This is a genomic window from Candidatus Accumulibacter sp. ACC007, from assembly GCF_907163205.1.
Classification (GTDB): Bacteria; Pseudomonadota; Gammaproteobacteria; order Burkholderiales; family Rhodocyclaceae; genus Accumulibacter; species Accumulibacter regalis.
Window position 1 is genome coordinate 277,741 of the sequence record NZ_CAJQUD010000006.1, and the last position, 21,532, is coordinate 299,272.

The 21,532-nt window shown below is 64.7% G+C and carries 13 protein-coding genes, 1 tRNA gene and 1 pseudogene; 7 read left to right on the forward strand and 8 right to left on the reverse strand.

What is annotated here, in order from left to right:
- Nucleotides 1-127 precede the first annotated feature (127 nt).
- The 3 genes from QZ634_RS15110 to tsaD all read left to right on the forward strand — a co-directional run bounded on the left by QZ634_RS15110 (nt 128) and on the right by tsaD (nt 3,644).
- Nucleotides 128-628 carry a universal stress protein gene (locus tag QZ634_RS15110; protein ID WP_291989748.1) on the forward strand — a complete coding sequence of 167 codons (501 nt, stop codon included), beginning with the start codon at nt 128-130 and terminating at the stop codon, nt 626-628.
- 28 nt (nt 629-656) lie between these two features.
- Nucleotides 657-2,456: a Na/Pi cotransporter family protein gene (locus QZ634_RS15115; protein ID WP_291989750.1), complete on the forward strand. Its 1,800-nt coding sequence runs from the start codon at nt 657-659 to the stop codon at nt 2,454-2,456.
- A gap of 156 nt (nt 2,457-2,612) precedes the next feature.
- Entirely contained in the window at nt 2,613-3,644 is a 1,032-nt protein-coding gene (tsaD, locus tag QZ634_RS15120) for a tRNA (adenosine(37)-N6)-threonylcarbamoyltransferase complex transferase subunit TsaD (protein WP_291989752.1), read from the forward strand.
- On the opposite strand, the gene plsY is transcribed toward tsaD, so the two are convergent.
- Entirely contained in the window at nt 3,641-4,339 is a 699-nt protein-coding gene (plsY, locus tag QZ634_RS15125) for a glycerol-3-phosphate 1-O-acyltransferase PlsY (RefSeq protein WP_291989754.1), read from the reverse strand. The genes tsaD and plsY overlap by 4 nt on opposite strands.
- Before the next feature lie 160 nt (nt 4,340-4,499).
- Here plsY and QZ634_RS15130 point away from each other — a divergent pair, with 160 nt between their 5' ends.
- Nucleotides 4,500-4,856: a dihydroneopterin aldolase gene (locus QZ634_RS15130; protein WP_043562580.1), complete on the forward strand. Its 357-nt coding sequence runs from the start codon at nt 4,500-4,502 to the stop codon at nt 4,854-4,856.
- A 62-nt stretch (nt 4,857-4,918) separates the two neighbouring features.
- Here the strand turns inward: QZ634_RS15130 and QZ634_RS15135 are convergent, their stop codons facing one another.
- The 4 genes from QZ634_RS15135 to QZ634_RS15150 all read right to left on the reverse strand — a co-directional run bounded on the left by QZ634_RS15135 (nt 4,919) and on the right by QZ634_RS15150 (nt 11,485).
- Entirely contained in the window at nt 4,919-7,183 is a 2,265-nt protein-coding gene (locus QZ634_RS15135) for a TonB-dependent receptor plug domain-containing protein (RefSeq protein WP_291989756.1), read from the reverse strand.
- 209 nt (nt 7,184-7,392) lie between these two features.
- Nucleotides 7,393-7,953, reverse strand: coding sequence for a hypothetical protein (locus QZ634_RS15140; RefSeq protein WP_291989758.1), 561 nt, complete (start codon nt 7,951-7,953; stop codon nt 7,393-7,395).
- A gap of 185 nt (nt 7,954-8,138) precedes the next feature.
- On the reverse strand, nt 8,139-10,220 hold the full coding sequence (locus QZ634_RS15145; RefSeq protein ID WP_291989760.1) for a M1 family aminopeptidase: 2,082 nt from the start codon (nt 10,218-10,220) through the stop codon (nt 8,139-8,141).
- The gene (locus QZ634_RS15150; protein WP_291989762.1) at nt 10,217-11,485 is read right to left on the reverse strand and encodes a ChaN family lipoprotein; all 1,269 of its coding nucleotides are present in this window, start codon (nt 11,483-11,485) and stop codon (nt 10,217-10,219) included. Before QZ634_RS15150 ends, QZ634_RS15145 begins: the two co-directional genes overlap by 4 nt.
- 194 nt (nt 11,486-11,679) lie before the next feature.
- Between QZ634_RS15150 and QZ634_RS15155 the strand changes: the two genes are divergently transcribed.
- Together QZ634_RS15155 and QZ634_RS15160 are read left to right on the forward strand one after the other, a co-directional pair.
- Entirely contained in the window at nt 11,680-13,758 is a 2,079-nt protein-coding gene (locus QZ634_RS15155; RefSeq protein WP_291989764.1) for a molybdopterin oxidoreductase family protein, read from the forward strand.
- A 70-nt stretch (nt 13,759-13,828) separates the two neighbouring features.
- Entirely contained in the window at nt 13,829-16,918 is a 3,090-nt protein-coding gene (locus QZ634_RS15160; RefSeq protein ID WP_291989964.1) for a PAS domain S-box protein, read from the forward strand.
- Nucleotides 16,919-16,995: 77 nt separating this feature from the next.
- On the opposite strand, the gene QZ634_RS15165 is transcribed toward QZ634_RS15160, so the two are convergent.
- Nucleotides 16,996-17,069 (reverse strand) — tRNA-Thr (locus QZ634_RS15165).
- A gap of 260 nt (nt 17,070-17,329) precedes the next feature.
- Between QZ634_RS15165 and QZ634_RS15170 the strand changes: the two genes are divergently transcribed.
- Nucleotides 17,330-19,117: a GGDEF domain-containing protein gene (locus QZ634_RS15170; RefSeq protein WP_291989766.1), complete on the forward strand. Its 1,788-nt coding sequence runs from the start codon at nt 17,330-17,332 to the stop codon at nt 19,115-19,117.
- Between the two features lie 980 nt (nt 19,118-20,097).
- Here the strand turns inward: QZ634_RS15170 and QZ634_RS15175 are convergent.
- Nucleotides 20,098-20,379: pseudogene (locus QZ634_RS15175) on the reverse strand (ThiF family adenylyltransferase); the annotation flags it as partial.
- Nucleotides 20,376-21,488, reverse strand: coding sequence for an HD domain-containing phosphohydrolase (locus QZ634_RS15180; RefSeq protein WP_291989767.1), 1,113 nt, complete (start codon nt 21,486-21,488; stop codon nt 20,376-20,378). The pseudogene QZ634_RS15175 and the gene QZ634_RS15180, both read right to left, overlap by 4 nt.
- Between the last annotated feature and the right edge of the window lie 44 nt (nt 21,489-21,532).

Sequence of the window (21,532 nt, forward strand, 5' to 3'; positions counted from 1 at the left end):
GGAGAAGTGGCCTCCAGGTGGCGGCGAAAGCGCCCGGACGGTCGTGACCCGCCGCGGTCGGCGGCCTGGATTCCCATCCGGCGACTGCACAAGCCAGTTGCCACCAGAAGAGAGGAGCATTTGCCCCATGGCTGACAAGAAACCAGATTCACCCTCGCACGAACCGCCCCGCGGCCCGATTCTCGTGCCGGTCGACTTCTCGGCGCACTCGGAGGCCGCGCTGCTGCTCGCCAGTGACTTTGCCGACGGCCTGGGGTGCAAACTCGTGGTCCTGCACGTGGTGCACGACCCACAGAACATGCCTGGCTACTACGCGCGCATGGCCGGCAAGAAGACCCTGACCCGAATGGCGGATATTGCGGGCGAAATGCTCGACGAATTCATGGCCAAAGTTCAGAAGCGGCATCCCGAGCGGCACGCCTTGCACAAGGCCGAGATGCTGCTGGTCAAGGGAATTCCGGTGACGCGGATTCTGCAGGTGGTCGAGAAAGAGAAGGCCAGCATGGTCGTCATGGGCAGCAAGGGTGCGACAGGACTGCGGCACCTGCTGCTCGGTTCCGTGGCCGAGCAGGTCCTTGGCCTCGCCAAGCTGCCGGTGACTATCGTCAAAGAACAACCAAAATACTGAGTCGAAACGACCGGAGGAGACCGTACCTATGCTCAACACCTATCTGAAACAATCCCAGACAACCAACGGTGCGCTGGTTGCGCTAGGCATCGTCGGCGCAGTTCTGGGCGTCATCGCCTGGCCCGCGCTGGCCGCCACCGGCAGCAACGCCACCATGAACTGGGGTGGCATGACCATGGAGCTGCTCGGCGGCCTGGCCCTCTTCCTCTACGGCATGACGCAGATGGAAGTAGGGCTGAAGGCGGTGGCCGGCGAGCGCATGAAGAGCATCCTCGCCAAGCTGACCGTCAACCGCTTCGCGGGCGTCGGAACCGGCGCCGTGGTGACGGCGGTGATCCAGTCGTCATCGGTTACCACCGTCCTCCTGGTTGGCTTCATTTCGGCCGGGCTGATGTCGCTGCCGCAATCGGTTGGCGTGATCATCGGTGCCAAGATCGGCACCACGATTACCGGCCAGATCGTCGCTTTCAAGATCACCAAGGCGGCGCTGGCGATGGTCGCCGGCGGCTTCGGCATGCTCTTTCTCTCCAAGAACGAGAAGATAAAGGCCTATGGCGGCATGCTGATGGGTCTGGGCCTGGTGTTCTTCGGCATGCACGTGATGGGTGAGGCTATGCACCCCTTGCGCAGCTACCAGCCCTTCCTCGACTTGATGCAGACGATGACCAACCCGCTCCTCGCCGTGCTCGTCTCGGCTATCTTTACCGGGATCATCCAGTCTTCCTCGGCCACCACCGCGATCATCATCGTCATGGCCTCGCAAGGTTTCATCAGCCTCGATGCCGGTGTCCCGCTGGTCATGGGCGCCAATATCGGCACCTGCGTGACGGCGCTGCTGGCCGCCATCGGCAAGCCGCGCGAAGCCGTGCGTTGCGCCATCGTGCATACCGGTCTCGCCACTACCGGCGTCCTGATGTGGCTTCCGTTTGTCAGCGTTATCAGGGATGCGGCCGTCGCCATGTCGCCGGTTTATCCCGGGCTCAGCGGCATGGAGCTGCTCGCAGCGGAAACACCGCGCCAGATCGCCAACGCGCACACCTTCTTCAACGTCGCCAATGGCTGCATCTTCATCTGGTTCACCACCTATATCGCGCGGGCGGCGGAGTGGCTGGTGCCTGACAAGCCGCTCGAAGAGGAAGCGATGATCGTACGTACCAAGTTCCTGCAGGAGGAACTGCTGACCACGCCGACCCTGGCGCTGGACAGTGTGCGCATGGAAGTCATGCACATGGGCGAGACCGTCAACGCGATGCTGAAGGGGATCATGCCGGCGATCATCAAGGGCGATACCAAGGCGCTCGAGGAAATACGCCAGATGGACGACACGGTCGATATCCTGCACGCGGGAATTCTCGACTACATGGCCAAGATCAGCAAACAGCCGCTGCTTGAAGAACAGACCAGGGAGTTGATGCAGCTGATGGAAGCGGTGAGTAACCTGGAGAACATCGGCGACATCGTCGAAACCAATCTGGTGGTCCTCGGCCATGATCGCGTTCGCGACAAGATTGAGGTCAGCGAACAGACCCAGGCGGTACTCAATGGCTTCCAGGTCGCGATCAGCAAGGCCGTTGCGGCGGCGGTGATGGCCGTCGCGCAGCGCAACGAGCGCTCTGCACAGGTGGTCACCGGGATGAAGGACGAGATCAACCGCATCGCCGATTCGGCAGCCATGCACGAGGCTCGCCGGCTGGTGGCGGAGGAGCCCAATCGCATCCTGGCCTACACGCTGGAAGTCGAGATCATCGAGAAGCAGAAGCGCATCTACTACTTCGCAAAGCGCATGGCCAAGACCGTCTTGCCGACGGTTCTTCAGCAGCGCGATTAAGTAGTCGTAGTAGTCGTAGTAGTCGTCGTTCGCAAAAGTCCTTGCCCGTTCCGCGGGCAAGGACTTTTTTTCGTCCTGGCCTGTCGTGTTGCTCCGCGCTTACCGGTCGCAGTCGCGAAAATCGTGTCGCCTGGCTGGCCGGGTTAGAATGGCGCGATGCTGGTTCTCGGAATCGAATCCTCATGTGACGAAACGGGTATGGCGCTCTACAGCACTTCTGCTGGCGGCGCGCTGCTCGCGCACGCGCTGCACTCGCAGGTGGCCATGCACCAGGACTACGGCGGTGTCGTGCCGGAACTCGCCTCGCGAGATCATATCCGGCGCGTCGTGCCTCTGTTGCGCAAGGTTCTTGCCGATAGCGGCCGTTCGCTGGCCGAGATCGACGCCGTTGCCTATACTCAGGGGCCGGGTCTGGCCGGTGCCTTGCTGGTTGGAGCGGCCTTTGCCGAGGCGCTGGCGACCGCGCTCGAGCGGCCCAGCGTTCCGGTGCACCATCTCGAAGGTCACCTGCTGTCGCCACTGCTGTCGCGCACGCCACCGCGTTTCCCGTTTGTTGCCCTGCTCGTTTCCGGCGGCCATAGCCAGCTGATGCGCGTAACGGGCGTCGGCGAGTACGAGTTACTCGGCGAAACGCTCGACGACGCGGCCGGCGAGGCCTTCGACAAGACCGCCAAGCTGCTCGGCCTGGGCTACCCCGGCGGACCGGCGCTGGCCGAGCTGGCCGAACGTGGCCGCCCGGATGTGGTGAAGCTGCCGCGCCCGATGCTCAAGTCCGGCGATCTCGATTTCAGTTTCAGCGGCCTGAAAACGGCAGTGTTGACCAAGGTCCGCGAGCTGCCGACGATCGATGAGCAGCAGCGGGCGGACATTGCGCGCGGTTTCCAGGACGCGATCGTCGAGGTCCTGGTCACCAAGGCGTTGCGCGCGGTGGCGACGAGCGGCCTCAAGCAGTTGGTCGTCGCCGGCGGCGTCGGCGCCAACCGTGAGTTGCGCCGCCAGCTCGACGCGCGCGCCGGCAAGGCGAGGATCGCCGTCTTTTATCCCGAACTCGAATTCTGTACCGACAACGGCGCGATGATCGCCCTGGCCGGCGCCTTGCGCCTGCAGACCGCCGGCGATCCCGGCACGGCCGGCAAAGCGGCCGGTGCTTTCCAGGTGCGGCCGCGCTGGCCGCTGCATTGCATTTAGCGCGAGTCGGTCGACTTCGTCGCGGGCCTTGATTTGGCCGATTTCACGGGTCTCGGCGGCTTGACGCCACTGGCCGGCGCCTCCTTCCTGCCGCCGATTTTCGGTTCGCTGCCGGCCATCAGCCGCTGCAGGTTCTGCCAGTGCTTGCCGATCAGCGCCATCGAAATGATCCCGATGGCCAGCACCATGCCGTCCTTGCCCCACGCCAGAACGGCGAAAACCGGCGCCGCTGCCGCCGCTACCAGCGCTGCCAGCGACGAATAGCGCAAGGTCAGGGCGATGAACAACCAGGTGCCCAGCGTCGCCAGCCCCAGCCAGACGTTGATCGCCAGCAATACACCGGCCGCCGTGGCCACGCCCTTGCCACCCTTGAAGCCCAGGAAAATCGGGTATAGGTGGCCGAAGAAAACCGCCAGCGCGACCAGTGCGGGCGTGTAGTCGGGCAGGCCGTACTGGCGCGAATAGTGGCTGGCCAGAAAGACCGCCAGCCAACCCTTGGCAGCGTCGCCGAGCAAGGTGAATATCGCGGCTCCCTTGTGACCGCTGCGCAGGACGTTGGTCGCGCCGGGATTCTTCGAGCCATAGCTGCGCGGGTCGGCGAGGCCGAAAAGGCGGCTGGCGACCAGCGCGAACGAGATCGATCCCAGCAGATAGGCAGCCAGGACGCCGAGGGCAGTGAGCAGGGAAGGCGGCATGAGGGGTGATCCGGTCGGCGGACGGTGGAATGCCTGGCAGCTTGGCTGCGCGGATGGTGAGATGGTCGATGTGGCTCTGGGTTAGAATGCGCACACTTGTCGTCGCGCAGCAGACTTCGCGACCAGCCCGGGATTTTACACCGACCTGACGCAACGCCGCATGGACATCATTTTCATCGACGCGCTTCGCGCTTCCACGCTGATCGGCATCTACCCGCGCGAAAAAGCGATGCCCCAGACGATAGAAATCTCGTTGCAGATCGGCACGTCGACCGCCAGCGCCGGCGCCAGTGACGACATCGGTGACACCATCGATTACGCGACGGTCGCCGAACGCCTGCGCAGCGAGTTGGCGGCGCGCCACTTCAACCTCCTCGAACGGCTTGCCGAATACGTGGCGACGCTGCTTCTCGAAGACTTCGGCGCCACCTGGGTGCGCGTCTCGATCGCCAAGCTGGGAATGATGAGCGGCGTGCAGCGCGTCGGCGTGGTCATCGAGCGTGGCGCCGCCTCCTGATCGCCCGCTCGCGGCCCGTGTCTGGCTGCCTGCCCACTGCGAGCCTTGTATTGCTCCAGCGCTCAGAAGCGCAGGTTCATCCCGGCGTAGAGCGAACGCCCCGTACCCGGCACCGCCGTTCCGTAGAGCATTGGCCGCTGACCAAGATAGGCGCCACCGAGGGGCGACTCATAGAGCCTGTCGAAGAGGTTCTCGACGCCGATGTCGACGCGCAGCTGCTTCCATTCGTAGCTGCTGCGCAGGTTGAGCAAACCGTAGCCGCTGGTCGTTAGTTCATTGCGCGTCTGCGAAACCTGCGTCTTGGCGTCGACGAAGACGCCTTCGACGGTGTTGGTCCACGCTCCCGAGTTCTGGACCAGTGCCAGCTTCGCGTTCAGAGGCATGATGTGGTACAGATTGTCGTCACTCTGCGAGTTCCGCCCGCGCACGTAGCTCAACACGCCGGTCATCGTCAGCTTGCCGAGCGCGCTCGCTTGCACCAGCGGCAGGCGGGCGCTGGCGTCGGCGCCGTACAGCCGCGCCGTCTGATTGGCGAACTGCAGGTAAACGAAGTTGTCTGTGCGTGTCAGGTTGCTCCCCTGGCACGGCGACATGCCGCTGCCACCCGAACAGCGAACGGCATCGACGTAGTCCTGCACGTAGGTGTAGAAGGGGGTGACGCTGAGATTCCACTGCTCGCGCGCCGCGTCGTGCCAGCTCGCTGTTGCGCTGATGGTGTGCGCGACCTCCGGATCGAGGTCGACGTCGCCGACGTAACCGTTGCCGTCACCGAACCAGTTGACCATGTTCATGGCCATCGGGTTGTTGGTCGACCAGGCGTAGCGCTCGTAGAGGTTCGGCGAGCGCGTCTTGCGCGCGTAGCCTGCCTCGTAAGTCTGCTCGGCAGCTGCCGTGAAGCGCAGCAGGGCGGCGAGATCGATGTTGTGGTCGGTCTTCTGGCGATCGAGAGCGTTGAACGCGCCGGGAATCGACGCCGGGTTTTGCGGGTCGCCGTAGAACGCTGTGTTGTAGCCCTGCACGTCACCGCTATCCATCCTCACCGTGCTGCTGCGCAGTCCGAGCTGCGACAGCCATTGCCGACTCCAGCGCGCCTCCCACTCGCCATAGACGTCGAAGCGGTCGCGCTGGCCGTCGTTGATGTTCCAGAAAGTCGATCCCTTCATTCCCGCCATCGGCATGGCCACCACCGGCGAGATCGGATCCCACCAGTCGTCCAGCCGGTATTTCTGGTATTCGCCGCCGACCCTGAACAGGTCGCGTTCCGAGGCCATGATCTCCGCCTTGAGCTGGACGCCGGTGGTCTTGCCGTGCGTATCCATCGGCATGCCGGCCAGGTTCTTCATCGGGCCAGTGGTCTGCAGCTTGTCCTCGAGGAAGTTCATCGTATGCCGCGTGTCTTCGTGATAGGCGCGCGCCTCCAGCGAACCCCAGGCATACTCGCCCAGATAACGGGCATTGACCTGCTGGCTGGTGTTGTCGGTCAAGTCCATGCGTTGATTCGGGAAGCCCTGGTAGGGCATGTGCTGATAGCCTAACTTGAGCTCGAAGAGATGCTCGGCGTGGCGCAACGCGAGGCTCAGCAACTGGTTTTGCGACTTGTACAGCGACGAGCCCACCTCGTCGCCGTCGAGCCACTCGGTCGTACCCTCCGACAGCCCGGCGGCCTTGAAGTCACCCCCGGCCCGATAGTTGTCCGCCTGCGCCGTCGAGCCCGAATAGTTGAGGCTGAGCATCTCGTTGGCGATCGTCGCCGAGAGATTGGCGCCGCGACCGTTGCCGTTGCTGCGATAGAAGGCGCCGGCCTGGCCCTTGAGCAGCTTGCCTTCGCCCGCCTTGGCGAACTCCGGCGGCGCCGAGTTGACCTGGATCGTTCCGGCAATGCTGTCGCCGCCGGCGCTGACCGGAGTGACGCCGGCAAACACGGCGGCGCTGTCGACGTTGGTCGGGTCGATATACGACAGCGGCGGATTCATGTGGTTGGCGCACGAGGAAATCAGGTTCATGCCATCGACCTGGATGCGGATGCGGTCGTCGGCCAGACCGCGGATTACCGGCAGACTGGAAACGCCACCGGCACCGTAGGTGCTGACACCGGGCAGTGCGTCGAGCAGCCTGGCGCTATCGCTGGTTGAAGCGCGGTAGGGCGCGATGCTCGACGCGTCGAGGCGCCTGCTGTCGAGCGGATCGACGTCGTCGATCCGCGATGCATTGATCACCACTTCCGTCATGACCGGTGTTGCCGAGCTCTCTTGCGCGTCGGCGTGCTGCCACCCGCCGGCCAAGGCCAGCGCCACTGCGACGGCGATCGGTTTTCTCTCCCGCTCCATTGCCAACTCTCCCTGAATGTCGTCCTGATGCCGGGCATTCTAGGGATTGATGTTGCAGTGCGGAATGTGGCAAATCGCCGCACAAGGCGCTGTTTTTGATGAAAATCAAAAGCTTGTGGCAGGGGAGTTGCTGTGGGCTGGCCTGGTGGCAGCCAGGCCGACGCTTGCGCTACGAGTTCGAGCTGATGCTGCGGTCAGCCGAACGAAGCTTAGGGCAGCGTCATGCCGACGGTCCACATCATGCCTGCCGCGCCGAACAGTACCACCTCCGAACAGAAGCGGTTATAGCAGTAACCCATCGACGGTATGATGGCAGGGGCATACCCCGAGCCGTTCATCGGGATCTTGTCCTGATACTCGCCCCGGTAGCCATGTATGACGCCAGCCGTGAGCTTCAGATAGAACGGTTGCACCGTCTCGACCGGCCGCCAGAGCAGGCCGCCGTAGGCGTACCACGTCGCTTGACTATAGGAGTTGTCGAAAGTCGCTGCGCCGACCAGCAGCTGACCCTTTAGCCACTGCTTGTCCAGCCGCCACTCGGGGTTGATCAGAGCCTGCGAATTATCGTGCGCGTCATCCGGGTGGAAGTGCACCGAGGCGAGGCTGGTCTGCAGGTAGAAACGGTCGGTTCGCCACGGCTCGGGAGCGCTCCAGGCGGCCTTGAAGTCTGCCTGTGGCGGGGTCTGTGCCAGTTGTTGCGCCATGACGGCCGGAATGGCCAGTGTCGTCGCCGCCAGTGCGGCAATTGCTCGTTTCAGAAACGGCATCATCAGTCTCCCTGCACGCGTCGCGCGGCGGCGTTAGTGGCTGGAACGGCGCGAATCGGTACGATCGCGAAGGCGTCGGTGGCGTGGCAAGAACAGCTCGTTTTGCCCGGCCCGGGACGAAAAGCCGGAACGATAGCACGCCTCCCGCAGCCTTGTCAGGTTTTGCGCCGTCCGCGCCGCGCCGGCATTCAGCGTCCGGCTTTTCCGCCAGGATTGCCGGCCGGCGGACGGCTTACCGGAACGGGTGGATCGACGATCGGCCAGACGCCGCGGGCGAGCGCGCGACTGCCTTCGAAAACCAGCCAGCTCTGGCTGCCGTAGTGCGGCAGTGGGCGCAGCAGGGCGCTCAGCGCCGCAGAGTCGCGTGCCGAAACGACGGCTACCGGTACTTCCGTTTGGCCCACGATGGTCCACAGCTGGGCGCTTCCGCGCTGACCGGGAGTCGGCGGCCGCGGCGGCAAGCCTGTCGCCGCCAGCGCCGCATCAACCTCGGCATGCAGGCCGATCAGCAATACCGGCGTCGTCGTCTTGCGCAGGTCGTCGGGCGGAATTTCCTGCGGCGCGACTTCAAATACCCGTGCCGCCAGGGCTGCGCCCGCGTCGCGCACCTCGGAAAGCGCCGAGACCTGCAGCAGGCGTGGCTCGCGGGCGACGATCCACTGGCGCAGGATTGGCGGCAGTTGCGCCGCGTCGAGCAATCGCCAGAGGCGCAGCTGCGGGTCGAGAACGACGCCTTGCGGCGAGCCGGCAAGGGTCAGACTGACCGTCTGCTGCAGGCGGTCAATGTCGACGGCACGGCTTTCCGAGCGCCCTCCGTAGTTGATTTCGATGGGCAGACGCAGAGCGTAGGCCGGCGGGTCTTGACTCACTTCGAGTGTCAGACGCGTGTCGCCGGCGACCGTGCTGGCGCTTGCGCTGCGGATGCGCAGTGCGGGCGCGCCGTCGCGCAGCAGCCACTGGCGGAAGAAAATCGTCAGCGACTGCCCCGAGGCCTGCTCGAAGGCTTGCTGCAAGTCGCCCCAGCTGGCGACACGAAAGCGCTGCTGTTGCCAGAACAGCTGCACGCCGGCGCGAAAGTGCTGCTCACCGAGCCGATCGCGCAACATCACGAAGAGCATTGCCGCCTTGCCGTAGCCGACGGCCGCCGCCGCGCCGTGCGTGCGCGAGCGGAACGACGCCAGCGTCTGCCTGCTCGCCGGCGGCAGCGCGGCGAAGTCGCGCAGCCAGCCGAGGCGCATGGCCTGTGCGGCGGCGGCCGATTCGCTCTCCTTGTACGCGTAGTCGGCCATGAAGGTGGTCAGGCCCTCGGCCCAGTTACCCGTCGCGTAATCGACGTAGACGCCGTTTCCCCACCAGTTGTGCAGGATCTCGTGGCCCAGCGAAGTGGCGCGAATGAAGGGCAGCTTGAGCACCTCGGCACCGAGATAGGTCAGGGTCGGCATTCCGAAGCCGGTCGGCAGCGGACTGGCGACCACCGAAAAGCTGCTGAACGGGTAGGCGCCGATTTCCCGTGCATAGCGTTCGATATGCGTACGCGTGTCGTCGAGGTAGGCGTCGGCCAGGCCGGCGATCTCGTCGAGTTCGCGTGTAAAGTAGGTGCGCAGGCGCAGCGGCCCCGCGTCGCCGGCCGGCATCGTTTTCTCGCGAATGATCCACGGGCCGGCCATCAGGTCGATGCCGTCGGCCGGATGGGCGAACTCGAAGCTGGCGCGATAGCGATCGCCGGGTCCTGCCGGCAGCTCCTCGTCAAGCAGTCGGCCGGCGACCAGCGCACGTTGCTCGCCGGGGACGTTCACGCGCACGCGGTAGCTGAACAAAGCCGCCGGTTGCGGATACCAGCCGCCGCCGGAGGGCAGAAAACTGCCTTCGACAGCGGCCATCGGCGGCAGCCCGCGCAGCACCTGGCGATGGTCCAGGCGGGCGTCGAGGGCCGGCAGCGTGCCCTGGTATGCGATGCGCAGCGTCGCCTGCGCCGTCGGCAGGCGTGCCTGCCAGGTGCGCAGGTTTCCCTGCTGCCCGGTTAGCCGGACGACGATCGGCTGACTGTCGACCGACGCGCTGTCGATGTTCAGCGACTCGTGCAGGGCGAAGCGAAAGCTCCGCTGGCCGGGCCTGACCGCGGCGACCACGGCGAGGCGGCGACTGGCCGGGTCGAGCGTGACATCGAGTGCGAGGTGCGCGGCAGGCGTGTCGACCGCCCACGCCGCAGCGCTGGCCAGGGCCAGCAAGAGCAGCGCCGGCAGCGAGCGCAAGGCAGGCCAGCGACTCATTGCTGCGCCGGGAAGCGGACGATGATTTCAAGCTTCTCGCCGGCGCGCTCGATGTGCAGCGGCAACCAGGTTCCCGGTGGCTGCTGGCGTATCGAGTTCAACAGCGAAGTCAGACCGCTCAGCGGCTGGCCGGCCACGGCAAGAATCCGGTCGCCATCCTGCAGGCCGCTCTTCTCGGCCAGGCTGCCCTTGCTCACGCTGGCGATCAGCACTCGCCCTTCCTTGCTGTCGAGCGTCACGCCAAGGCGCGGCGGCTCGGTCGCCGTGCGCGGCGGTGTTGGCACGGCAAAGACGGCGTCGGCGAGCCCGGGGACAAGCTCGTCGCAAGGGCTTGCCGCGGAGAGCGGCAACAGGGTGCCGATCGAGCGCACGCCAAGGTCGCGCAACTGGTGTGGCACTCCATGGCCGAAGCGCAGGTGACCGCTCCCCATGATGCCGACGATCAGCGGTTTGCCGCCGCTCGCCGTCGGCTTTACCTGGCCGGCCAGCACTTCGGCCATCGCTCGATCCCAGGCCAGTTGCGAGTCGACGAAGCGGGCAAAGGCGGCGTCGCCGCGTCTGGCCTTGGTCGACTTGCCGCGCATCGTCGCGTGCTGGCCATAGACCTCGAAGAGGAACTCGCGGTAGGCGTCCGACGGCGCGGCCGCCTGGCCGACGCCTTCACGCTCGGCAAGCGGTAGCGCGTCCCAGCCGCGGTCGGCAATCCTGCGCGTCAGGTCCTGGTCGATATTCAGGGCCAGCATTGGAATTCGGTTCAGTCGCGCGAACTCGAAGAGTTGCAGATACAGTTCCGGCCGCGTGTTCCAGACCTTGTCCCATTCCGCTTGCGCGAGAAACTCCTTGACGCCCAGCTCGCCGGCGACCCAGCGATCGAGAATCGCTTGCACCCGGCGGGGAAACATTTCGAAGCCGATGACCATCTCCGGGCGCAGCGCGTGCAGCCCGGAGAGCACCTGCAATTGCCATTGGTGGTGGTCGGCGTTGTCATGTTCTTCCCCGAGCAGCAGTACGTCGCGCCCGCTCAATTCGGCCAAAATCCTCTGCTTGCTGGCGGCTTGCGGCTGCCGATCGGCGAAGACCGCCCAGCTTGCCGGCGCCAGACAGGCTTTGGCCGGCGCTTTCGTGCTGCCCGCTGCGCTGCCCATGGCGCTGCTGTTGGCGACCAGCGCGCCGAGAAGCGTGCTGCCGACTGCCGCGACGAGCAGGGGGAAGATGGTTCGCGGAGCCGATCGGGATCCGGGTCGGGGAGGGAGTGATGGCATCATGGCTGGTGGCTCCGGGGTGAGGTGCTGGTCGGCGACCTGTCGCCCGCCGTGGGCGTCGCCAGGCAGGAATTTCCTTGCGGTTGCCGACCTGCACAGACATCATAGGGCAGAAAATGTTCGCCTCGGCAGGCTGCCGGAAAGCACCGGAAGCTGCTATCTTCGCAGCATCGCAACCAGAGCACGGGTGACGCGCCATGAGCACGCCCTCCTCCACCGCCGCCGGCACGCACCGCGTACGCGGTGCCTGCCCGCACGATTGCCCGGACACCTGCGCGCTCGAAGTGAGCGTCTGCGACGGCCGCGTCGTCAAGGTCGCCGGCGCCGCCGATCACGCGCCGACCGCCGGCGTGCTGTGCACCAAGGTGGCCTTCTACCCCGAGCGCATATATCACCCGGACCGCCTGCTCTACCCCTTGCGCCGGGTCGGCGGCAAGGGCCCCGGGGCGAGCTTCGAACGCATCTCCTGGCCGCAGGCGCTGGCGACGATCGCCGATCGCTATCGCCAGATCATCGCCAGCGACGGCGCCGAGGCGATCGTTCCCTACAGCTACGCCGGCAATTCCGGCCTGCTCGGCTACGGCTCGATGGATCGCCGCTTCTTCCACCGTCTCGGCGCTGCCCAACTCGACCGCACGATCTGCGCCAGCGCCGGCGCGATGGGCTACCGCGCGAGCATCGGTGCGAGCGTCGGTTTCGACGTCGAGAACGTCGTCGATGCGCGCCTGATCATCATCTGGGGCAGCAACAGCGTCGTCTCGAACCTGCACTTCTGGCGGCTGGCGCAGGAAGCGAAACGACGTGGCGCACGTCTGATCGCCATCGATCCCTGCCGCACGGCGACCGCCGACAAGTGCGACCAGCACATCGCGCTGCTGCCCGGAACCGACAGCGCGCTGGCGCTCGGGCTGATGCACGTGCTGATCCGCGACGAGCTTCTCGATCACGACTACATCGCCCGGCACACGCTCGGCTTCGACGCCCTCAAGCAACGCGCTCGGCAATACCCGCCGGCACGGGTAGCGGCGATCTGTGGCATCGAAGAAGCCGAGGTCGAGCAGCTCGCGCACGCATACGGCCGCACGACGCCAACAGCGATACGTACCAACTACGGCATCAACCGCACCGCCGGCGGCGGCATGGCGCTGCGCACGCTGGCCTGCCTGCCGGCGCTCACCGGCGCCTGGCGACACCCTGCCGGCGGTATCCTGCTCTCCAGCTCGGGCAACTACCCGGTGGACAGCGCTGCCCTCGAACGCCCGGATCTGATGCCCAGGCCGGCGCCGCGAACGATCAACATGAGTACCATCGGCCAGGATCTGTTGCGCGCGCGGCCACCGATCAAGGCGCTGTTCGTCTACAACAGCAATCCGGTGGCCATCGCGCCGCACTCGGCCGAGGTCGTGCGCGGCTTTGCCCGCGACGATCTATTCACTGTGGTCCATGATCTCTTCCAGACCGACACCGCCGACTACGCCGACATCCTCCTGCCGGCGACCAGCCACATGGAGCAGCTCGACATCCACAAGTCCTACGGGCACCTGCACGTCCAGGTCAATCAGCCGGCGATCCCGCCGCTTGGCGAGGCTCTGTCGAACACCGAGCTGTTCCGCCGCCTGGCGCGCGAGATGAGTTTCAGCGAGGCGTGCTTTGCCGACTCCGACGAAGACCTCTGCCGCCAGGCCTTCGACTGGAACGACCCGCGCCTGGCCGGGCTGTCGTGGGACAAGCTCAAGGCCGACGGGCACGCCCGGCTGAACCTGCCCCGCGGCGCAGCGCCCTTTGCCGACGGCGGCTTCCCGACTCCGTCGGGAAAATGCGAGTTCCACAGTGCGACGCTGGCCAGTGTCGGCGTCGACCCGCTGCCCGATTTCATCGCCCCGCGCGAGTGGCGGCAGAGCCCGCTGGCCAGCGAGTTTCCGCTCGCCTTGATCACCCCGCCGGCGCGCAACTTTCTCAACACCAGTTTCGCCAACTCGGCGCGCTTCCTGGCGCAGGAAAAGTCGCCGGCCATCCATCTTCATCCGGCCGACGCGGCCACACGCGCCATCACCGACGATAGCCCGGTGCGCATTTTCAACCAGCGCGGCGAGTTCCACGCCCGCGCCGTCGTCAGTGACCGCGTGCGGCCCGGCGTGGCCATGGCCACCTCGATCTGGTGGCGCAAGCTTTCGCCCGACGGTCGCAACTGCAACGAAGTGACCAGCCAGGCGCTTACCGACATCGGTGGCGGCGCCACTTTCTACGATTGCCTGGTCGAGGTTGCCGCGCTTTGAAGCGTCATTGAATGGCTTGCCGGCCCGGCCACGCTGCGACCTCCTATCTGGAGCGGCCGCATTGATCGCCGTGCGTTACCGCGCAGTGCTTCTCGCCGTGGCGCTGCTGCTCGCTGTTTTCTCTGCGCCCGGGCACGCCGAGCAAAGAACCGTGCGCGTCGGCGTGGGCAGCAATCCGCCGATCGCCTTCGACGATTCGTCCGGACAAATGCAGGGCATCGCCGTTGACGTCGTGAACTACGTCGCGCAGCAGGAGGGCTGGCGCCTGGAGTTCGTCCACGACGAGTGGCAGGCGATCTTCGCCATGCTCGAGCGCGGCGAGATCGACCTGCTGACCGGTATCGCCTACACCCCTGAACGCGCCGAACGATTCCAGTTTACCGGGCAGACCCTGCTCGGCAACTGGGGCGTCGTCTTCGCCAGGCCAGGGAGCAGGATCCAGTCGCTGCTTGCCCTGCAGGACAAGCGCGTCGCGCTGGTCGAAGGTGCGACTCACAGCGACGCGCTGCGCGAGCTGCTCGACGAGTTCGGTGTGCGTATCCTTGCGCTTCCCGCCGACAACTACGAGCAGGTACTGGCCCTGGTCGCCGCCGGTGACGCCGACGCCGGAATCGTCAGCCGCGTTTTCGGGACGCTGCATTCGGCCCGTTACCAGGTTGAGTCCACGGGCATCGTCTTCAACCCGATCTCGGTCCGCTATGCCGCGCCGGCGGACGCCGATCCGGCGATCATCGGGGCGCTCGACCGCCACCTCGCAGCGCTGCTCGACAAACGCGACAGCGTCTACTACCAGTCGCTCGACCGCTGGCTGGGCGGGTCCGGAACGGACAAGTGGCCGGAGTGGGTGGCGTGGGCCTTGATCGCTGCTGCAGCTGCGCTGGTGCTGGCCGCATCCTTCGTCGTTCTGCTGCGTCGGCAGGTGACGCGACGTACACTGGCCCTGCGCGAGAGCGAGGATTCCCTGCGTGCGACCTTTGATCAAGCGGCTGTCGGCATTGCCCGGGTCGCCCCGGACGGCTCCTGGCTGGACGTCAATCAGCGCCTCTGCGACATCGTCGGCTACAGCCGTGACGAGATGCTGCAACTGAGCTTTCAGGCGATCACCCATCCCGACGACCTCGCCGCAGATCTCGAACGGGTCAATCAGGTCCTGGCCGGGAGCCGGGACACTTACGATCTTGAAAAGCGCTACCTGCACAAGTCCGGCGCGGCGGTGTGGATAAACCTGACGGTGAGTCTGGTGCGCCGCGATGACGGTACGCCGAAGTATTTCGTATCGGTCGTCGAAGACATCAACCGACGCAAGCTCGCCGAAGCGGCGCTGCGCGCGAGCGAAGCCCAACTGCGTCTGTTCATCGACCATGCGCCTGCCGCGCTGGCGATGTTCGACCCCCGCATGCGCTATCTGGCTGTCAGCCAGCGCTGGTTGAGCGACTATGGGCTGGAAGACTGCGAGATCGTTGGCCGCTCGCACTATGAAATATTCCCCGAGATCGTCGACGCCTGGAAGGAGGTCCATCGCCGGGCGCTGGCGGGCGAAGTGGTGCGCGCCGATGAGGAGCGTTTCGAGCGCTTCGATGGCCGCGTTCAGTGGCTGCGCTGGGAGGTGCGGCCGTGGCACACCGCCGAGGAAACGATTGGCGGCATCGTCATATTTTCCGAGGATATCAGCGAGCGCAAACTGGCCGAGGCCAAAGCCCGGCAGGGGGAACTGGTACTCGACTCCGTCTTCCAGGCCCTGCCCGATCTCTTCTTCCTGATCGATGCGGACGGCACCGTCCGCGATTACCGTGCCCGGCAAAGTGCCGATCTCTACCTGCCGCCCGAAGCCTTTCTCGGCAAGCGCCTGCAGGACGTCTTGCCCGGCGAAGTGGGCGAGCTGCTGGCGTGCGGGATGGCGGAAGTCGGCGAACACGGCGGGCTGGCGACCACCGAATACGACTTGCCGCTGTCGGGCTGCGTACGCCGCTTCGAGGCGCGACTCACGCGTTTGCCCAGTGCCGGTCCGTTCATCGCCGTCGTTCGCGACATCAGCAGCGAACATCAGGCGCGTCTGGCGCTGGCGGCCAGCGAGGCGCGCTATCGCACCCTGTTCGAGTATGCGCCGGACGGCATCCTCATCGTCGACCAGGAGGGCTACTGTCGCGATGGCAATGCAGCCATCTGCCGGATGCTCGGGTACCCGCGAGAGGATCTGCTCGGTCGGCATTGCGCCGACATTGTTGTGCCGGGCGAGCAAGCGCACATCGCTCCGGCGCTTGACGCCATCAAGGACCAGGCCGATCACCAGCGGGAATGGCAGTTCCTGCGCAGGGATGGCTCGACTTTCGTCGCCGACGTGATCGCCACGCGGATGCCCGACGGTGGTCCGCTGGCGGTGATTCGCGACATCAGCGAGCGTCGACGCATGGAAGACGAGATCCGGCAACTGAACACCGATCTCGAGGAGCGTGTGCGTCGGCGCACTGCCGAACTGGACGCCGCCAACAAGGAATTGCAGACCTTCACCTATTCCGTCTCGCACGATCTGAAGGCGCCACTGCGCGGCATCGATGGCTATAGCCGCCTCTTGCTCGACGCCTACCACGACCAGTTGGACGCAGAGGGGCGCCTGTTCCTCGACAACGTACGCGACGGGGTCGCGCACATGGGCCGCCTGATCGAGGATCTGCTGGCCTATTCGCGTCTCGAACGGCGCAGTCTGCACAGCCAGGCGCTCGTCTTGTCGGAGCAGGTGAGCGCCTGCCTGGACAATCGACGTGCGGACATCGACGCCTGCGGCATGGTCGTCGAAGTGGCGACGCTATCGGGGCTGAGTGTTCGCGCCGACCTGGACGGGCTGAGCATGGTGCTGCGCAATCTGCTCGACAACGCGCTCAAGTTCAGCCGCAAGAGTCGGCCGCCGACCCTGGTGATCAGCGCCAGCCAGACCGACGAGACCGTGATTCTGGCGTTCAAGGACAACGGTATCGGCTTTGACATGCGCTTTCACGAGCGCATCTTCGAGATCTTCCAACGCCTGCAGCGCGCCGAGGAGTATCCCGGCACCGGCGTCGGCCTGGCCATCGTACACAAGGCCGTGCAACGCATGGGTGGGCGGGTGTGGGCGGAAAGCGCGCCTGGTCAGGGGGCGTGCTTCCATCTCGAGTTGCCGCGCTGATCGACCGTCTGGGGGCCACAGGCCGGCGACCCGGGAAAAAGGCCATCGTGAAGGGTGGCTTGACCGCTTTTTTCTACTGGTGCCTCCGGTCGGAATCGAACCAACACCTGATGATTACAAATCAACTGCACGACCTTCATGCTACGGAGGCGGCTACGGCTGCCGAGGCCGTGATTATAGCCGAATCGGAATCCTCCGCCAGGAAGCAACGTGCTTGCGTAGTGGCCAGCGTGCGTGTCCGGGTGCTGGCTGGCGGGGCGCCAGGCCAGGCGCCGCTGTGGCCAGGGCGAAGCGCTGCGCCGCGTCGCCAGGTGTTTGATCTGTCGCAACTTCCACGGCCCGGCGTGCTTTCTCCCCGGGGGGCGCGCTGCTAAAATGCCGCGACCCGTATCTCTTGTTGATGGAAGCTCCATGCCAACGCTCACGAATCCGTCGGAAATTGCCCGCGAAGCCTTTCGCCTGTTGGCCAGCCGGCGCTTGCCGCCGTCGCCCGAGAACTATCGGGCGCTCTACCACGAGATCGGCGGGACCCCGGCCGGCGCCGCGGCGCCGTTTCCGGAGCGTGAGCTGAAGGCGCTGCTGAGCGCCTTGCCGAAGGAAAAGCCGACGCAGGAGAGGTTGCTGAAGCGCTTCGAACAGGCGTTCAAGGGCAAGACCTGGGACGAGCTCAAACGCGGTTTGGGCGAGTTCTTCGCGCAGCTCGGCAAGGAACAGGATCTTCCCTGGAGTGAGCTGTTCGGCGACTTCCTGCGGCAGTGGGAGAGCAAGCAGGCGGGCCTCACCGTGGCCCGCAAGCGCGAGGCGCTGGAACGGGTACTGGCCGGCGCTGCCGGCAACAGCGAGCTGCTGTTCACTCGCCTGCAGGGGCTGGTTCGCTCGTGGTCGCTGAATGCGCCGATGGCCGAGGAAATCCCCCTCGTCGAGGACGACAAGGCGGCGACTTCGACTTCGACTGCCGCCTCGCCGGCCAAGCCGTCGACGGCAGACCTTGCCGCGGCGGCAAAAGCGCAGCAGACCAGCGCGCAGGCTGCCGAGTTGTCGGCCGAGCTGAGCGAGATCTTCGCATACACGCTGGAAGTGCTCATCCCGTCGCAGCTTCATGACGAGCCGGAGCTGGTCGCCGACGCGAAAGCACTGGCGCACAAGGTTCGCACGGCCACCTCGCGCGCGGCGATGGACGGCTTGCAGGCGAGCGTCAAGCGCTTTGCTTTTCGCCTCGAAATCCTCGCCGAAGACCGCGTCGAGCTGCGTGCGGGCCTGCTCAATCTGCTCCAGTTGTTGATCGAGAACGTTGGCGAGCTGGTCGTCGAGGACCGTTGGCTCGCCGGCCAGATCGAGATCGTTCGCGATATCGTCGCCGGCCCGTTGAGCATCCGCTCGATCGGCGATGCCGAAAATCGGCTCAAGGAAGTGATTTTCAAGCAGGGGCAGCTGAAGCACAGCCTCAACGAAGCGCGCGAAAGCCTCAAGCAGATGCTCGCCGGTTTCGTCGATCACCTGGCCGAGTTTGCCGATTCGACTTCGGACTATCACGACAAGATCGAAATCTGCGCCGACCGCATCAGTAACGCCGAAGACATCTCCGAGCTGGAAGACGTGCTCGCCGAAGTGATCCGCGAGACGCAGATCATCCAGCTCAACGCGCAGCGTTCGCGTGACGAGCTGCGCAATGCCAAACAGAGCGTCGAGGACGCGGAGAAGCGCATCGGAGAATTGCAGGCCGAGCTCGACAAGGCCAGCACCCTGGTTCGTCACGACCAGCTTACCGGCGTCCTCAATCGTCGCGGTCTCGAAGAAGCGTTCGAGAAGGAGACGGCGCGCGCGCAGCGCCGCCAATCGACCCTCTGCGTCGCCTTGCTCGACATCGACAACTTCAAGAAGCTCAACGACAGCCTCGGACACGACGCCGGTGACGCCGCGCTGATCCACCTGACGACGGTCATTCGCGAGACGATGCGTCCGCAGGATACGGTCGCCCGCTTCGGTGGCGAGGAGTTCATCATCCTGCTCCCCGATACGCCGCTCGAGGACGCGCAGACGGCGCTGGTTCGCCTGCAACGTGAGCTGACCCGGCGTATTTTCCTGCACAACAACAACCGGCAGCTGATCACCTTCAGCGCGGGTCGCAATACCCGTCCGCAGATTCTACACACAGAGGTGGCAAGAATACACCTACACACCAAAACACAATCCCACTAAAAAAACATCGTATCCACACAAAACAGCATGCCGGACGACGGAACTAAAATAATAATCGCCGCCAACGACATGCCGGAGTAGCAACTATCCAGCGAAATACTAACTATGGGCAGTCACTGACGAGACAACCTCGGCCGCAGCCGACGCCGGCTCCCGCGCTACGACTCTGCGCCTCAGGCTTGCCCGGTCGCCGCGCGCGCGGGACGACCCTCCCACCCTCTCGTTGGCCACAAAGAAAAAATCGCGAACCCTGAGTCACGGAAACACGTGCCGGCACCACAGCCGAGGTGCGTTGACGCAGACGCGACGAACCGTACCTGCGCAGTTGTCAGATCCGATGACGTCGTGCTTGCTCGCCCGCCGTGGCGCTTCGGATAGCGAATCGCTAAATCGTCAAAACGCGAAAGAACAAAACGGCAACAAAGGCTAATCCAACATCACACGGAACACACACGCGGCAAGAGTTCTCAACTCAGAAGCGGGGGTGTCTAAGAGATAGATGATTGGGGAGCGCGTATCCTCTAAATGATAGCCAATAACACAATACACTCAACCGATCACGTGAAGAGAGATGAACAATGGGTAGGATTGGGTAGAAAGCCAGTACCACCCGTCGTGACTATGGCCCAGAGAGATATGACTGACCGATATTAGTTGAAGAGTCCTAAAAATAAAAAAAAATAGGGATATAACGACCAGAGAATTCACAAACTCTTGGAGGTCGGGTGCACGTAGTGAGACTAAAGGCAGAGAGACGCGAAGCAGGAAAGAAAAAAAGAATCTCGCTTTTAACTAAAGAATTGCGATACTTCGAACCACGAAGCGCGAGTCATGACCCCACCCATTCAGACGCGAGTATCGCAACGAGCGCGCATCATCACGGGACCGGCCTGTCGCCCGTCGATCCGAGCCATATCGAAAGCCCAGAACACATCGAGTGCTTCTCCGTCACAATCCCGATCGCTGACCGTGCGCTTATCCTGGATGCGCTGCGCCATGGCGCTGACCTTGGCCTTGCCGAACTCGCCGTCGAGTGCGTGTACCTGGCGGTTGACGTTGGACTCGGCGACCATGTCCAGATCGATCAGCGTGATCCTGCCGATGGCCGACCGCGCCAGTGCTTCGGCAGCCCACGAACCGACGCCGCCGACGCCGACGACGGCGACATGAGCGCGCTGGAAGCGCTGCAGTGCGGCCGGACCGTACAGGCGCGCAATACCCGCGAAGCGGCGCTCCAGATCGGCCGCCCCTTGGTCAGTCATCGGGTGTCAGCGGCGCGCCGTATCACCTGGTTGAAAGGCTCGATCCACTCCGGCGCGAACTGTTGGTCGCAGGCGTTGATTTCGGCGATGGCGCGCAGCAGGGAACGTTTGCGGCCACGCTCGGCGTGCTTCAACATCACCGCCTCGAAAGCATCGACGATGGCCAGCACCTTGGCGCCGGGGCAGATGCTTGCCCCTTTCAGGCCGCCCGGGTAACCCTTGCCGTCCGGCATTTCATGGTGCTGCGCGACCATCTCGGCGGCGGCTGACCAGCCGCCCATGCGCGACAGCAGGCCGGCTGCGTGTTCCGGGTGCGCGCGCATGATGCGTTGCTCCGCGGTGGTCAGCGCACTGGCCCTGAGCCACACGGATTCGGGAAGAAACATCATGCCGATGTCGTGCATGTAGATAGCGGCTTCAAGTTGCACCGGGTCAATCGGGTCGCCGGCCATCTGATTGGTTTCCAGTGCCAGGCGCAGGATGCGCATGGTACGGCCCTCGAAACGCGGTGAACGCATTTCGAACTGATTGGCGAGCGTCAGAAAGAAAAGCAGGTCGTCGGCGGCCTGCGACCTGGAGCCATCGCCCTTGCCGCGTTTCGTTTCGCTGACCATGACCGGGAGCGGGACCGCGACCGGGCGGCTGCCGGTTACCGCTTCGATCACTTCGGCGACACACGCGTCAAGTCCGGATGGCGTTGCCACGGCCAGTTTTTCCAGCCCTTCGACCAGGAGTTGAAGCTGCAGGCCGTCGAGTGTCTGCCCGGAGGACAGCCGTTCAACCGCCAGCTCCAGGCGATCGACCGTCAACAGGATGGTTTCGGCAATGGCATCGGTGAACGGGAGCTCGCCGTTGCGCACGCGCACGAGAACCGACTCCATCGGATGCACGATGGCCACCCCGACTTCGACCCTGCAGAGTGCGGCGTCGCCCTTGATATTGTGCAGTGTGCGGAACAGGTTGCCGACGACCGCGCGTTCAGTGGGATGGTTCCGCAGGCGCGCAACGTCGCGTTCGATCGTTGGCGCGTACTCCCACAGGATGTCGATGAACTCCTGCAGGGCTTCCTGGTCGGTGACAACTGGCTCACTAAGCGTCGATGCGTCCATCGTTCGAATCCCTGGCTGATCGTTTCGTGCATTTTACCGGATCG

Coding starts and splice junctions, on each gene's coding strand:
- QZ634_RS15110 (WP_291989748.1), top strand. CDS start 128: ATGGCTGACAAGAAACCAGATTCACCCTCGCACGAACCGCCCCGCGGC.
- QZ634_RS15115 (WP_291989750.1), top strand. CDS start 657: ATGCTCAACACCTATCTGAAACAATCCCAGACAACCAACGGTGCGCTG.
- tsaD (WP_291989752.1), top strand. CDS start 2,613: ATGCTGGTTCTCGGAATCGAATCCTCATGTGACGAAACGGGTATGGCG.
- plsY (WP_291989754.1), bottom strand. CDS start 4,339: ATGCCGCCTTCCCTGCTCACTGCCCTCGGCGTCCTGGCTGCCTATCTG.
- QZ634_RS15130 (WP_043562580.1), top strand. CDS start 4,500: ATGGACATCATTTTCATCGACGCGCTTCGCGCTTCCACGCTGATCGGC.
- QZ634_RS15135 (WP_291989756.1), bottom strand. CDS start 7,183: ATGGAGCGGGAGAGAAAACCGATCGCCGTCGCAGTGGCGCTGGCCTTG.
- QZ634_RS15140 (WP_291989758.1), bottom strand. CDS start 7,953: ATGATGCCGTTTCTGAAACGAGCAATTGCCGCACTGGCGGCGACGACA.
- QZ634_RS15145 (WP_291989760.1), bottom strand. CDS start 10,220: ATGAGTCGCTGGCCTGCCTTGCGCTCGCTGCCGGCGCTGCTCTTGCTG.
- QZ634_RS15150 (WP_291989762.1), bottom strand. CDS start 11,485: ATGATGCCATCACTCCCTCCCCGACCCGGATCCCGATCGGCTCCGCGA.
- QZ634_RS15155 (WP_291989764.1), top strand. CDS start 11,680: ATGAGCACGCCCTCCTCCACCGCCGCCGGCACGCACCGCGTACGCGGT.
- QZ634_RS15170 (WP_291989766.1), top strand. CDS start 17,330: ATGCCAACGCTCACGAATCCGTCGGAAATTGCCCGCGAAGCCTTTCGC.
- QZ634_RS15180 (WP_291989767.1), bottom strand. CDS start 21,488: ATGGACGCATCGACGCTTAGTGAGCCAGTTGTCACCGACCAGGAAGCC.